Consider the following 13,516-nt stretch of genomic DNA (forward strand, 5'->3'; position numbering starts at 1 on the left):
TGATGCGGTTCAGGCGATGGTTTGGCATATTGTTGCGCCCGGTGCGCGGGGGAGGCGCCCTGTGGCGGCGCTTCCGGCGCCGGGGATTAGGCGGGCGGCCGCGGCGCAATGCCGCGGTCTTGCTGGCGGCGCTGGTCTTGATAGGCTGGGGCGCGCACCGCTGGCTGGCGGAGGCGCCGCCGCCGGCGGTGCTGACAGCGAAGGTGGAAAGCGGCGAACTGGAAGACCTGGTGCTGGCCAGCGGCGCGATCCAGGCCTTGCGGCAGGTCGATGTCGGCGCCCAGGCCACCGGCCAGCTGAAGACGCTGAAGGTCGGGGCCGGGGACAAGGTCAGGCGGGGTCAGTTGCTGGCCGAGATCGATCCTGAGGACAGCCTGAACGAATTGCGCGCCGCCGAGGCGTCGCTGGACGCCCGCATCGCCCAGCGCCAGGCCAAACAGGCCTCGCTGCGCCAGGCCGAGCGCGAGCTGGCGCGGCAGCGGCGCATGCAGGCTGAAGGCTCCACCTCGGACAAGGAGCTGCTGAACGCCGAGACCGGCTACCTGACGCTGAAGGCCGGCCTGGCCGATCTGCAGGCGCAGATCCGCCAGGACCAGTCGGTGCTGGACGGCAAGCGCACCAAGCTGGGCCATACCCGCATCCTGGCGCCGATGGACGGCGAGGTGCTGGAAATCGTCACCCAGCAGGGCCAGACCGTGATCGCCACCCAGACGGTGCCGGTGATACTGAAGCTGGCCGACCTCAGCAAGGTGACGGTGCGCGCCTATGTGGCCGAGGCCGACGTGATCCGCATCAAGGCCGGCCTGCCGGTCTACTTCACCGTGTTGGGCGCGCCTGACCAGCGCCGCTGGGGCCGCTTGCGCGCCATTCTGCCGACGCCGGAAAAGATCAATAACGCGATGTTCTACAAGGCGCTGTTCGACGTGTCCAACCCGGATGGCAAGCTGCGCGTCGACATGACCACCCAGGTCAGCATCGTGCTGTCGCGCGTGGACAAGGCCTTGAGCATTCCGCTGTCCGCGCTCGGCGAGGCCGGCAAGGACGGTCGTTACGCCGTCAGGGTCAAGAGCGGCGACGGCAGGCTGGAGGAGCGGCGGGTGCGTACGGGCCTGAGAACCTCGACCCGCGTCCAGGTGCTGGACGGGCTGAAGGCCGGCGAGCTGGTCGTGACCGGCGAGCAGGCCGACAAGCCCGAGGACGGCGCCGCCGTGGTGGTCAGCGCATGAGCGAAACCGGTCTGGAACTCGATGGCGTCTGGCGCCGATTCCCTTCCGGCGACGGCGAGGCGGCGGTGCTGAAGGACGTGAGCCTGAGCATCGCCGCCGGCGAGATGGTCGCCATCGTCGGCGCCTCCGGCTCCGGCAAGTCGACGCTGATGAACATTCTGGGATGCCTGGATCAACCGTCGGACGGACGCTACCGGGTGGCCGGACGGGACGCCGGCAGCCTGGACGGCGAGCAACTGGCCGCGCTCAGGCGCGAGCATTTCGGCTTCATCTTCCAGCGCTACCACCTGCTGCCGCACCTGTCGGCACTGGACAATGTCGCGATGCCGGCCGTCTACGCCGGCATGCCGCTAGAGGCGCGGCGCGCGCGGGCCCAGGCCTTGCTGGACCGGCTGGGTTTGGCCGGCAAGGAGGGCCACAGGCCGGGCCAGTTGTCCGGCGGCCAGCAGCAGCGGGTGTCGATCGCCCGCGCGCTGATGAACGGCGGGCGCATCATCCTGGCCGACGAACCGACCGGCGCGCTGGACAGCCGCAGCGGCGACGAGGTGATGCGCATCCTGAAGGAGTTGAACGCCGCCGGCCACACGGTGATCGTCGTCACCCACGATGCGGCCATCGCCGCCCAGACCGACCGCGTGATCGAAATCCGCGACGGCGAGATCCTGCGCGACAGCGGCGCGACGCGGCCGCCGGCGCGAAGCATCGACGAGCAGGCGCCCGCCGCCGCCAGCCCGTCGCTGCGCGAGCGGATGGCCGAGGCGTTCAAGATGGCGCTGCTGGCGATGCTGTCCAACCGCCTGCGCACCGCGCTGACCATGCTGGGCATCGTCATCGGCATCGCCTCGGTGGTGTCGGTCATCGCGATAGGCGAGGGTTCGCGCGACTATGTGCTCAAGAGCATCCGCGCGATGGGCACCCAGACCATCACCGTCTTCCGCGGCAAGGACTGGGCCGACGACAAGGCCGACGGCATACGGACCTTCCTGCCCGGCGACATCGCCGCGCTGGCGGACGAAAGCTATGTCGACAGCGTGACGCCGCAAACCACCCAGCCGCAGCGCATCCGCTATCGCAATGTCGACGTCAACGGCTCGGTCAGCGGCGTCGGACGGGACTTCTTCCGCGTGCAGGGCATGAAGATGGCCGAGGGCCAGGTCTTCAGCGTCGACGACGTCCGCCTGCAGCGCCAGGTGGTGCTGCTGGACACGAACGCGCGCCGCAAGCTCTTCGGCGACGGCGAGGCGGTGGGGCGAGTCATCCTGGTGGGCACGGTGCCGGCCACGGTGGTCGGCGTGGTGGCCCCGCGCGACCGCGGTTTCGGCGGTAATTCGCTGCAGCTGTGGATGCCGTATTCGACGACGGCCAGCCGCCTGTTCGGCCAGCAGCATTTCGACCACTTCGTGATCCGGGTGAGGGACGGCCAGCCGACCAAGCTGGCCGAAAAGGCCATCACCGCGCTATTGACGCAGCGACATGGCGGCAAGGACTTCTTCACCTACAACCTGGACGAAGTACTGAAGACGGTGGAGAGCTCCAGCCGCTCGCTGTCCCTGTTGCTGGCGCTGGTCGCGGTGATTTCGCTGCTGGTCGGCGGCATAGGGGTGATGAACATCATGCTGGTGTCTGTGACCGAGCGCACCCGCGAGATAGGCATACGGATGGCGGTCGGCGCGCGCCAGGGCGACGTGTTGCAGCAGTTCCTGATCGAGGCGGTGCTGGTCTGCCTGATCGGCGGCGCGGTCGGCGTGGCGCTGTCCTACGGCTTCCGCTTCGTGTTTTCGCTGTTCGTCACCGAGTGGCAGATGTCGCCGCTGTCGCCATCGGTGATCGCGCTGGCGGTGGCCTGTTCGTCGCTGATCGGCGTGCTGTTCGGCTTCCTGCCGGCGCGCGGCGCCGCCAGGCTGAATCCGATAGACGCGCTGGCGCGGGAGTGAGAAGCATGAGAAACCATAGATGGCCGTGGCTGGCGCTGGCGCTGTTGCTGGCGGGCTGCCAGGCCACGCCGTATCAGCGCCAGGCCTTGCAGGCGCCGGCGCGATGGACGCAGCCGGTCGAGGCGGCCCAGGACATGCGGCGCGAGGCGTGGTGGCGCGGCTTTGACGATCCGATGCTGCTGCAGGTTCTCGGGCAGGCGCGCAGCCGCAATCCCGATCTGGCAATCGCCCTGCTGAAACTGCGCAAGGCGCAGCTGGCGGCCGGCCTGGCCGACAGCGACGCGCGGCCGACGCTGGACGGATCGCTGTCGGCCAAGCATACGCGGCCGCTGGACGGCGGAAGCGGCGCCGGCACCCGTTCCATCGGCCTGACGGTATCGTACGAGGCCGACCTGTGGGGCCGCTTGGACGCGTCGCGGCGCGCGGAGGGCGAGGCTTTCGTCGCCAGCCGCTACGACAGCGCCAGCGCCGATCTGCTGTCCGACAGCGCCGCCGCCGGCCTGTATTGGGACATCGCCGCGCAAAAGGCCAGGCTGGCGCTGACCGAGGCCGCGCTGGCCGACGCCGTCCGCATGCAGGCGCTGGCGCGTTCCAAATGGCGGGCCGGCGCGCTGGCAGATCAGGACGCGATCCAGGCCGACGGCGAGGTGTTGACGCAACGAGCCGGTCTGCTGGGCGGGCAGGAGGCCCTGCGCAAGAAGGAAAACGCGTTGGCGCTGCTGCTCGACGCGCCGCCGGGCGCGCCATTGCCGGCCATCGCGCCGCTGGCCGCCCGGCCGGCGCTGCCGGGCATCGCCGCCGGCCTGCCCGGCGAGCTGCTGCGGCGGCGTCCGGACCTGCGGGCCGCCGAGGCCAGGCTGCGCGGCAAGCTGGCCGAAGTCGACCAGAAACGGGCGGACTTCTTTCCGCGTTTCAGCCTGAACGGGGACCTGGGCCGGAGCAGCGCCGTTCCCGGCGCGCAGCTGGGCCTGGGCGCGAGCTTGTCGCTGCCTTTTCTGAACTGGCGGCAGATGCGGCTGAAGCTGCAATCCAGTGAAGCCGACTACCGGCTGGCCGAAATCGAGTTCCGCAAGACCGTGTACGGCGCCTACGGCGAAGTCGAGGAGGGCCTTGCCGCGAGGCGCCGGCTGAAGGACAGCGCCGCGCTGCAAGGCGAGGCGCTGGCGCTGGCTGGCCGGCACGCCCGCCTGGCCGAGAGCCGTTACCGGGCCGGCGAGACCGATATGCAGCCCTGGCTTGACGCCGCTCGCGGCGAGCGTCAGGCGCGGGAGAAGCTGCTGGACCTGAATCTGGAGCGGCTGAAGAATCTGGCCCTGCTGTACAAGGCCCTGGGCGGGGCGCCGTCTGCCTGAGAGGGGCCGGCTTTCATGCCGGTCCGGCTCAATCGCGGCGCGGCACGGCGATCACGCGCGGCGCATGGCCGGTGTGCTCCAGCAGCCGCGCCAGGTCCTCGATCGGCACGCTCAGCGTCGCGGTGTTGACCAGCGGGTGGCAGAGTATCGCCTCCCGCGCCCATAGGGCCTCGTCCACCACCACTTCCACCAGACGCTCGCGGTCGTTGACCGCGGCCAGCAGCGTCACCGATCCCGGCTCCAGTCCCAGGTATTTCTTCAGCCTCTCGGGCGAGGCGAAGCGCAGGCCCTTGGCCTCCAGCGCCTCACCCAGCGCCTTGATGTCGACGCCTGCGTCGGCCGGCACCGCCACCAGGAAATGGCGGCGGCCCTTGGCGTCGCACAGGAACAGATTCTTGCATTCGGCGCCGGGCAGGCCCGGCGTCAGCCGCGCGGCCTCCTCGCAGGTGTAGACCGGCGGGTGTTCGAAGCGCTGGTAGCGGATCCGTTGTTGCTCAAGCAGGCGGTACAGCACGTGTTCCATCGGTCGGTCTCCGGCGTTTCGATTCCATTCGAAACTATCACGGCCTGCGTGTCCGCGTCATCCCGCCAGCTTCGCGATCAGCTTCTCCAACGCTTGCAGCGCGGCATCCGGCCGGCCGTCTATCTGGGCGCGCACGATGGCGCCGTCGACGGCCAGGGCCAGCATTTCCGCCCGCGTCTCCTTGTCCGCGCCATCGGACAGCACCGCGGCGATCGCTTGCCGCATTTCGGCCTTGTGCCGGCGCGCGGCCTCGGCCACCGCCGGCTCCGCCGGCATTTCCCCTACGCCGTTGATGAAGGCGCAACCGCGGAAATCGTCCGACTCCAACCATTCCCGCAAGGCGGCCGCCGGCGCGGCGGGTCCGGCATGGCGGGCCAGCGCGTCGCGGAACCATGCCATCCACAGGACGTGGCGCTGTTCCAGATAGGCCAGGATCAGCTCGTTCTTGCTGGGGAAGTGGCGATAGAAGGTCACCTTGGTGACGCCGGATTCGGCGATGAGCCGGTCTATCCCGGTGGCGCGCAGGCCTTCCTGGTAGAACAGTCTGTGGGCGGTGGCGAGGATGCGGTCGCGGGCGGACGGCGCGGCGTGGTCGGCCATGGGATTCGTTTTCATGGAATGATTGTAGACAGACTTGTCTACTTCGGTCTAGACTGGCTTGCATGTAGACAGGTCTGTCTACTTAATTCGAAAAGGAAATCGATATGGAAACCCGCCCGCCGCTGCCGCCGTTCACCCGCGATACCGCGATCGAGAAAATCCGCCTGGCCGAAGACGGCTGGAACAGCCGGGACCCGGCGCGCGTCGCCCTGGCCTACAGCCTGGATACCCGTTGGCGCAACCGAGTCGATTTTCCGCAGGGCCGGGCCGAGGCTCAGGCCATGCTGGAACGAAAGTGGAGGCGGGAGCTGGATTACCGGCTGATCAAGGAACTTTGGGCCTTCGACGGCAATCGCATCGCCGTGCGCTTCGCCTACGAGTGGCGCGACGACGCCGGCCAGTGGTATCGTAGCTATGGCAACGAGAATTGGGAGTTCGGCGCCGACGGCCTGATGGCGCATCGCCACGCCAGCATCAACGACATGCCGATCGCCGAGTCCGAGCGCAAGTTCTTCTGGCCGCTGGGACGGCGGCCGGACGCTCATCCCGGGCTGAGCGAGCTGGGGCTGTAGCCGCCGCCTCCGGGCCTTTGCCGGCTTGAGCGGCCGGCCGGGAACGCCGGGCGCGGCGAGTTCAGGGCTCGGCCGGGCAGGGCGACGGGCGGCTCGCCGTGGCGAGCCGTCCGTCGTCTTGCGAATGCGGGATGGACAGAATGCGGTTCGGCTGATTAGTATCAATGCCGATGACATTTCACCGGGCGGCCGCGCCGCTCCATCTGGAGTCTTGACCATGCTTGAAACCATCCGGCGGCGTTTCCGGGCGCTGCAGCCGCGCGCGGACTTCTGTTCGCTGCGTTACGTCGAGGAAGACAAGGAAGGGCTGAGCGTGCGCCAGGGGCGGCAGCAGCCGCTTGTCCGGCGCCACGACCGCGGCGCGATGATCACCGTGCTGGACGGCGGCGGCTACGGTTACGCCGCCACCGCCGATCTGAGCGAGGCCGGCCTGCGCGCGGCCTTCGAGCGCGCCCGCGACTGGGCGCGCGCCACCGCCGGGCGGGGCGTGTTCGACTATCGGCGGATCCAGCTGCCGTCTCCCCAGGGCTGTTACCGGGGGCCGGGCGTCGCCGAGGACCAGGCATGGCCGCGCGCGGCCATGCTGGACCTGCTGCTCAGCGAGTCGGCCGCGGCGAAGGGCGACGACGCGCGCGTCGTCGACTGGTCGGCCGGCCTGGTACGTCAGGACATCCGCCAGCTTTACCTGACGTCCGGCGGCGGCGAGGCCGAGCAGCAGTTGCGCGCCTTGACGCCGTCGCTGGTGGTGACCGCCTTCGCCGACGGCAGGGTGCAGACCCGCAGCCTGGGCGGGCAGTACGGCGGCCTGGGACGCCAGGGCGGCATGGAGCTGATCGCCGAGGCCGGCCTGAGGGGCGCGGGTCGCCGCGTCGCCGATCAGGCCCTGCAACTGCTGTACGCGCCGAACTGCCCGAGCGGCGCGATGGATCTGCTGCTGATGCCGGAGCAGATGATGCTGCAGATCCACGAGAGCATAGGCCACCCGCTGGAGCTGGACCGCATACTCGGCGACGAGCGCAACTATGCCGGCACCAGCTTCGTCACGCCGGATATGTTCGGCAGCTACCGCTATGGTTCCGAGCTGCTCAACGTCACCTTCGACCCCTTGCAGCGCAATGAGTTGGCCAGCTACGGCTGGGACGACGACGGCAAGCCGGCAGCCAAGGCGTGGCTGATCCGGGACGGTGTGCTGGAGCGGCCGCTGGGCGGGGACATCTCGACGGCCCGGGCGCGCCTGGACGGCTTCGCGCTGGACGGCGTGGCCAATAGCCGCGCCTGCAACTGGAACCGTCCGGCGATAGACCGCATGGCCAACCTCAACGTCGAACCGGGAGACAAGACTTTCGAGCAGCTGGTGGCCGGCATCGAACGCGGCGTGTTGATGCAGACCAATGTCAGCTGGTCCATCGACGATTCGCGCAACAAATTCCAGTTCGGCTGCGAATGGGGCCAACTGGTCGAGGACGGCGAGCTGAAGGGCGTGGTGCGCAATCCGAACTACCGCGGCGTCTCCGCCAGCTTCTGGCGCTCGCTGAAGGCGGTCGGCGATGCGAGCACCTTCGCGGTGATGGGCACGCCGTATTGCGGCAAGGGGGAGCCGAACCAGGTGGTGAGGGTCGGCCATGCGTCGCCGGCCTGCGTGTTCGGCGGCGTGGACGTATTCGGAGGAGCGGCATGATGCGCGCGCATTTGCAAACACTGGCGGCGGCGCTGAACGGCCTGCTGCGCGACGGGGAAGCTTATACGCTGTGGCTGGAGGCCGAGCGCAGCGATTTCATCCGCTTCAATCACGGCAAGGTGCGCCAGGCCGGCTCGGTGGAGCAGGCCTATCTGGATCTGCGGCTGATCCACGGCAGGCGCCAGGTCACGCAGCAGCTGTCGCTGTGCGGCGGCGCCGACGATCTGGCGCTGATCGAGGCGGCGTTGCCGGCGTTGCGCGCGGCGCTGGAGCAGGTGGAGGACGACCCCTTCCTGCTGTTGAACGAGCGGGTGCAGAGCGGCGAGCGCGTCGCTGCCGGCGCCTTGCCGCCGGCGGAGACCATGGTCGCCGACATTCTCGCCGCCGCCGACGGGCACGACCTGGTCGGCATCCTCGCCAGCGGCGAGATCAGTTTCGGCTTCGCCAATCACCTGGGCCAGTTCAACTGGCAGCAGGGCGAGAGCTGGCACTTCGACTGGAGCCTGTATTCGCACGGCGACAAGGCGGTGAAGCGCAGCCGGGCCGGCAGCGCCTGGGATGCGCGGGCCTTGCGCGCCGACATCGACGAAGCGGCCGAGCAGCTGGCCTTGCTGAAGCTGCCGCTGAAGACGCTGGAGCCGGGCGAGTACCGCGCTTATTTCACGCCGACGGCGCTGAGCGGCCTGTTGTCGATGCTGAACTGGGGCGGCCTGTCGGAGAAGGAGTTGCGCGCCAAGCGCAGTCCGCTGCTGAAGCTGGCCAGCGGCGAGGCGAGGCTGTCGCCGCGGGTCGCGCTGGCCGAGGCCGGCGGCGAGGGGCTGGGGCCCTTGTTCCAGGGGGAGGGCTTCATCCGGCCGGAGCGGGTCGAGCTGATTTCCGGCGGCGAGCACCGCAGCAGCCTGATCGGGCCGCGCAGCGCGCGCGAGTTCGGCCTGGAGCCGAACGCCGGCGCAGACGAGTACGCCGAGGCCATGCAGCTGGCCGCCGGCGAGCTGCCGCGCGATGAAGTGCTGAGCGCGCTGGGCACCGGCGTCTACCTGTCCAATCTGTGGTATCTGAATTTTTCCGATCGCGCCGCCTGCCGCATCACCGGCATGACCCGCTTCGCCTGCTTCTGGGTCGAGGACGGCAAGATCGTCGCGCCGCTGGGCGTGATGCGCTTCGACGACAGCCTGTTCCGCCTGCTGGGCGACGAGCTGGAGGCGCTGACTGTCGAGCGCGAACTGCTGGTGGATGCGGGCAGCTACGGGGGGCGGGCCACCCAGAGCAAGCTGCTGCCGGGCGCCTTGGTCAGGTCGCTGCGTTTCAGTCTGTAGGCCGCGCGCCGGCCGCCATGTGGTTTTTGCATGATTGATGTCTTTGGCATGAACTGGCGGCCGGGCGATATGACCGATGTCCATTGCGTTTCTTTCGGGGGATTTGGGCGCGCGCGTCCGGAGAGGCATGCTTTCTCTTCATCGCGCATCGTGTAGAATGTCCTGACGGCGAGTCCGTCGCGGCACGAGCGGAAAGGTTCCGGCGCGCCGATGCCCATATTTCCAGCCTTCGCCTCGATGGCGAAGCTTGTACCCGGCGGCGCGGCCCATCGTGTGCCGCGCCGCGATACCGAATCAAGGAACGCGTTGTGACCGAAATCGCCAAGCTCGAACCGAAAGCCGTCTGGGAGCATTTCCAAACCCTGTGCGACATTCCGCGCCCGTCCAAGCACGAAGAACAGGTGCGCGACTACATGAAGGGCTGGGCGGAGCTGAGGGGCCTGGAGACCGTCGTCGACCAGGCGGGCAATCTGATCATCCGCAAGCCGGCCACTCCGGGCTACGAGGACAGGGCTGGCGTGGTGCTGCAGGGCCATCTCGACATGGTGTGCCAGGCCAATAGCGGCACCGAGCACGATTTCTTCAAGGATCCTATCCGTCCGGTGCTGAAGGACGGCTGGCTGATCGCCGAGAACACCACGCTGGGCGCCGACAACGGCATCGGCGTCGCGCTGGGCATGGCGGTGCTGTCCGGCGACGACGTCGCGCACGGCCCGGTGGAAGTGCTGCTGACGCTGGACGAAGAGGCCGGCATGGGCGGCGCGCTGGGCCTGGAGACCGGCCTGCTGCAGGGCCGGTACCTGATCAATATCGATACCGAGGAGTGGGGCGAGTTCTATATGGGCTGCGCCGGCGGCGTCGACGTCAACGTCAGCCGCGAATACGCCGTCGAGCCGGTTCCGGCCGGCTTTCAGGCAGCGGGCCTGACCGTCAAGGGCCTGAAGGGCGGCCACTCCGGCGCCGACATCCACCTGGGTCGCGGCAACGCCAACAAGCTGCTGATCCGCCTGATCCGCGAACTGGAAGCCGAAACCGACTTGCGCCTGGTTTCGCTGAAGGGCGGCACGGCCCGCAACGCGCTGTCGCGCGAGGCTTTCGCCGTGGTGGCCTATCCGGCCGCCGACGCCGCCAAGGTGGCGGCCAAGCTGGACGCCTTCCAGGCGCTGATGCGCTTCGAGCTGGCGGGCGTCGACGAGGGCGTGGCCGTGCTGTCCGAGTCCGCTCCAGCCGCCGGCGTCCTGTCCCGCGCCGACCAGGGCGCCATCCTGGCCGCGCTGCACGCGGCGCCGCACGGCGTCAAGCGGATGAGCCAGCGCGTGGACGGCGTCGTGGAAACCTCGAACAATCTCGGCGTGGTGACCATCGCCGACGGCAAGGTGTTCGCCAATCTGATGGTGCGGTCCTTGCTGGATTCCGGCACCTGGATGCTGGCGCGCGAGATCGAGAGCCTGTTCGGTCTGGCCGGCTTCTCCATCGGCATGGAGGGCGGCTATCCGGGTTGGGCGCCGAATCCGCAATCGAAGCTGCTGGCGCTGTTCAAGGACGTGTACCGCAAGGAGTTCGGCGGCGAGGCGGCGGTGCAGGTGATCCACGCCGGCCTGGAGTGCGGCATCCTCGGCTCCAAGTATCCGAATCTGGACATGGTGTCCTTCGGCCCGAACATCCGCGGCGCGCATGCGCCGGGCGAGCGGGTCGAGGTGGAGTCGGTCGGCAAGGCCTGGCAGTTGCTGCAGGCGGTGCTGAAGGCGATTCCGGCGCGCTGAGCGGTATCGTCGGCAATGAAGAACGGTCCGGCTTTGCCGGGCCGTTTTTTTATATCGGGATCCGCACCATCGTGGCATGCTGTGGCTTTGCCAAAAGCCTAAAGAAAGCCATGACAAAAGAACAAGTGAATATCCACCTGCGCATCCAGTACCTGTGCAAGGGCGTGCTGGCCCTGTCCATCGGCCTGTTCGGCCTGCTGGTGGCCTCGGGCAATATCGTCGATTATGACTCCAACTGGCAGTTCGTCCGCCATGTGCTGTCCATGGACACGATGGAGCCGTGGTTCCAGGGCGCGGCGCTGAAGCAGCGCGCGGTGCACGATCCGCTGTGGCAGCGCGCCGGCTATTTCGCCATCGTCACCGGCGAGATGGTGTTCGGCCTGCTGTGCACCGCCGGCGGCGTCGGCATGCTGCTGGCGGCGGCCGGCAACGGTTGCCTGCGCTGGAGCAAGAGCGTGTTCAACCTCGGCGCGATGCTGGCCATTCTGGTGTGGTACTTCGGTTTCGCGGTGGTCGGAGGAGAGTACTTCGCGATGTGGGCCAATCAGTGGAACGGCCAGATGAAGGCTTACGCCTTCATCAGCTTCATCGTGATCAGCCTGATCTACATCCGCCAGCAGGAGCAGGCGGACTAGCAGGGCGGGAGGCCGCCGCCGCGTGGGGGCGGCGGCGGGGCGTCAGCCGGCCAGGCGCTCGCGTATGCTTTTCTCGATGCCGGCGGCGTCCAGGCCGCACAGCGACAGCAGCAGCGCCGGATCGCCGTGCTCGACATAGTCGTCCGGCAGGCCCAGCTGCAGCACCGGCGTCGCCAGACGCATCGCCTGCAGCGCCTCGACGCAGGCCGAGCCGGCGCCGCCCATCACCACATTCTCCTCGACGGTGACGATCAGCTCGTGGCTTTCGGCCAGCCGGCGCACCAGCTCGACATCCAGCGGCTTGACGAAGCGCATGTCGGCGACCGAGGCGTCGAGCGATTCGGCCGCGGCCAGCGCCGGGTGCACCATGCTGCCGAAGGCCAGGATGGCGATCTTGCCGCCCTGGCGGCGCAGTACGCCCTTGCCGATGGGGAAGGCCGTCATCTGCTGTTCGATCGCGGCGCCGGGACCGGTGCCGCGCGGATAGCGCACCGCGCTCGGGCCGTCGTGCCGGAAGGCGGTGTACAACAGCTGGCGGCATTCGTTCTCGTCCGACGGCGCCGCGACCAGCATGTTCGGAATGCAGCGCAGATAGCTGAGGTCGAAGGCGCCCGCGTGGGTCGGGCCGTCGGCGCCGACCAGGCCGGCGCGGTCTATCGCGAACATCACCGGCAGGTTCTGCAGCGCCACGTCGTGTATCAGCTGGTCGTAGCCGCGCTGCAGGAAGGTGGAGTAGATTGCCACCACCGGCTTGATGCCGTCACAGGCCATGCCGCCGGCGAAGGTCACCGCGTGCTGCTCGGCGATCGCCACGTCGTAGTAGCGGTCCGGATGCTCCTTCTCGAAGCGCACCATGCCGGAGCCTTCGCGCATCGCCGGCGTGATGCCGACCAGGCGGGCGTCCTGCTTGGCCATATCGCACAGCCAGTCGCCGAACACCTGCGTGTATTGCGGCTTGCCGGCGCCGCCCTTGCCGCCGGCCAGGCCGTTGGCCGGGTCGAACTTGGTGACGCCGTGGTATTTGACCGGGTCGTTCTCGGCCAGCTTGTAGCCCTGGCCCTTCTTGGTGACGATGTGCAGGAACTGCGGCCCCTTCAGGCTGCGGATATTCTTCAGCGTGTCCACCAGCACGTCGACGTCGTGGCCGTCGATCGGGCCGATGTAGTTGAAGCCGAACTCCTCGAACAGTGTGCCCGGCGTGAAGAAGCCCTTGACGTGCTCCTCCATCTTGCTGGCGATCTCCTTCAGCGGCGGGGCGATGCCCAGCACCTTGCTGGAGCCTTCGCGCATCGCCGCGTAGAAGCGGCCGGACATCAGCTTGGCCAGGTAGTTGTTCAGCGCGCCGACGTTCGGCGAGATCGACATATCGTTGTCGTTCAGCACCACCAGGAGGTCGGTGTCCATCGCGCCGGCGTTGTTCAGCGCCTCGAAGGCCTGGCCGGCGGTCATCGCGCCGTCGCCTATGATGGCGACGCTCTTGCGGTCCAGGCCCAGCGTCTTGGCGGCGACCGCCATGCCCAGCGCGGCGCCTATCGACGTCGACGAGTGGCCGACGCCGAAGGTGTCGTACTCGGACTCGTCGCGCTTCGGAAAGCCGGCGAGGCCGCCGTGCTGGCGCATCGTGCCCATCCGCTCGCGGCGGCCGGTCAGTATCTTGTGCGGATAGGTCTGATGGCCGACATCCCAGACCAGGCGGTCGTTCGGCGTGTCGAACACGTAGTGCAGCGCGATGGTCAGCTCTATGCTGCCCAGGTTGGAGGCGAAGTGGCCGCCGGTCTTGCTGACCGACTCCACCAGGAATTCACGCAGTTCGCGCGCCAGTTGGGGCAGCTGGTTGCGCGGCAGCAGCCGCAGATCGGCCGGGCTATTGATCGTTTCTAGCAGCGGATACATTGTTGTGGGTCTGCAATGGTAGGG

11 protein-coding genes are annotated in these 13,516 nt (G+C 68.4%); 8 read left to right on the forward strand and 3 right to left on the reverse strand.

What is annotated here, in order from left to right:
• The first annotated feature begins 119 nt into the window (after positions 1-119).
• Genes macA through WNM05_RS10985 form a run of 3 tightly spaced genes read left to right on the forward strand, consistent with a single transcriptional unit; the run spans position 120 to position 4,512 of the window.
• Positions 120-1,226 (forward strand): macrolide transporter subunit MacA, encoded by a 1,107-nt coding sequence (gene macA / locus WNM05_RS10975; protein ID WP_434635003.1) that lies wholly within the window; start codon positions 120-122, stop codon positions 1,224-1,226.
• Positions 1,223-3,160: a MacB family efflux pump subunit gene (locus WNM05_RS10980; protein WP_434635005.1), complete on the forward strand. Its 1,938-nt coding sequence runs from the start codon at positions 1,223-1,225 to the stop codon at positions 3,158-3,160. The genes macA and WNM05_RS10980 overlap by 4 nt, the downstream gene beginning before the upstream one ends.
• 5 nt (positions 3,161-3,165) lie before the next feature.
• Positions 3,166-4,512 (forward strand): efflux transporter outer membrane subunit, encoded by a 1,347-nt coding sequence (locus WNM05_RS10985; RefSeq protein ID WP_434635007.1) that lies wholly within the window; start codon positions 3,166-3,168, stop codon positions 4,510-4,512.
• A 28-nt stretch (positions 4,513-4,540) separates the two neighbouring features.
• Here the strand turns inward: WNM05_RS10985 and WNM05_RS10990 are convergent, their stop codons facing one another.
• Both WNM05_RS10990 and WNM05_RS10995 read right to left on the reverse strand, forming a co-directional pair.
• Positions 4,541-5,035 (reverse strand): prolyl-tRNA synthetase associated domain-containing protein, encoded by a 495-nt coding sequence (locus tag WNM05_RS10990; protein WP_434635010.1) that lies wholly within the window; start codon positions 5,033-5,035, stop codon positions 4,541-4,543.
• Between the two features lie 57 nt (positions 5,036-5,092).
• On the reverse strand, positions 5,093-5,650 hold the full coding sequence (locus WNM05_RS10995; protein WP_434635011.1) for a TetR/AcrR family transcriptional regulator: 558 nt from the start codon (positions 5,648-5,650) through the stop codon (positions 5,093-5,095).
• A gap of 89 nt (positions 5,651-5,739) precedes the next feature.
• Here WNM05_RS10995 and WNM05_RS11000 point away from each other — a divergent pair, with 89 nt between their 5' ends.
• From WNM05_RS11000 to WNM05_RS11020, 5 genes are all read left to right on the forward strand, one after another.
• Entirely contained in the window at positions 5,740-6,207 is a 468-nt protein-coding gene (locus WNM05_RS11000; RefSeq protein ID WP_434635014.1) for a DUF1348 family protein, read from the forward strand.
• Between the two features lie 217 nt (positions 6,208-6,424).
• Positions 6,425-7,885, forward strand: a complete 1,461-nt coding sequence (locus WNM05_RS11005; protein ID WP_434635016.1) for a TldD/PmbA family protein — start codon at positions 6,425-6,427, stop codon at positions 7,883-7,885.
• Positions 7,882-9,201: a metallopeptidase TldD-related protein gene (locus tag WNM05_RS11010; protein WP_434635019.1), complete on the forward strand. Its 1,320-nt coding sequence runs from the start codon at positions 7,882-7,884 to the stop codon at positions 9,199-9,201. The genes WNM05_RS11005 and WNM05_RS11010 overlap by 4 nt, the downstream gene beginning before the upstream one ends.
• A 308-nt stretch (positions 9,202-9,509) precedes the next feature.
• Positions 9,510-10,964 (forward strand): aminoacyl-histidine dipeptidase, encoded by a 1,455-nt coding sequence (locus tag WNM05_RS11015; protein ID WP_434635022.1) that lies wholly within the window; start codon positions 9,510-9,512, stop codon positions 10,962-10,964.
• 110 nt (positions 10,965-11,074) lie between these two features.
• Positions 11,075-11,599: a DUF2165 family protein gene (locus tag WNM05_RS11020; protein ID WP_434635024.1), complete on the forward strand. Its 525-nt coding sequence runs from the start codon at positions 11,075-11,077 to the stop codon at positions 11,597-11,599.
• Positions 11,600-11,641: 42 nt separating this feature from the next.
• Here the strand turns inward: WNM05_RS11020 and dxs are convergent, their stop codons facing one another.
• Positions 11,642-13,492 carry a 1-deoxy-D-xylulose-5-phosphate synthase gene (dxs, locus tag WNM05_RS11025; RefSeq protein WP_434635025.1) on the reverse strand — a complete coding sequence of 617 codons (1,851 nt, stop codon included), beginning with the start codon at positions 13,490-13,492 and terminating at the stop codon, positions 11,642-11,644.
• Between the last annotated feature and the right edge of the window lie 24 nt (positions 13,493-13,516).

It is taken from the genome of Chromobacterium sp. CV08 (genome assembly GCF_051129845.1).
In the GTDB taxonomy this organism is placed as follows: domain Bacteria; phylum Pseudomonadota; class Gammaproteobacteria; order Burkholderiales; family Chromobacteriaceae; genus Chromobacterium.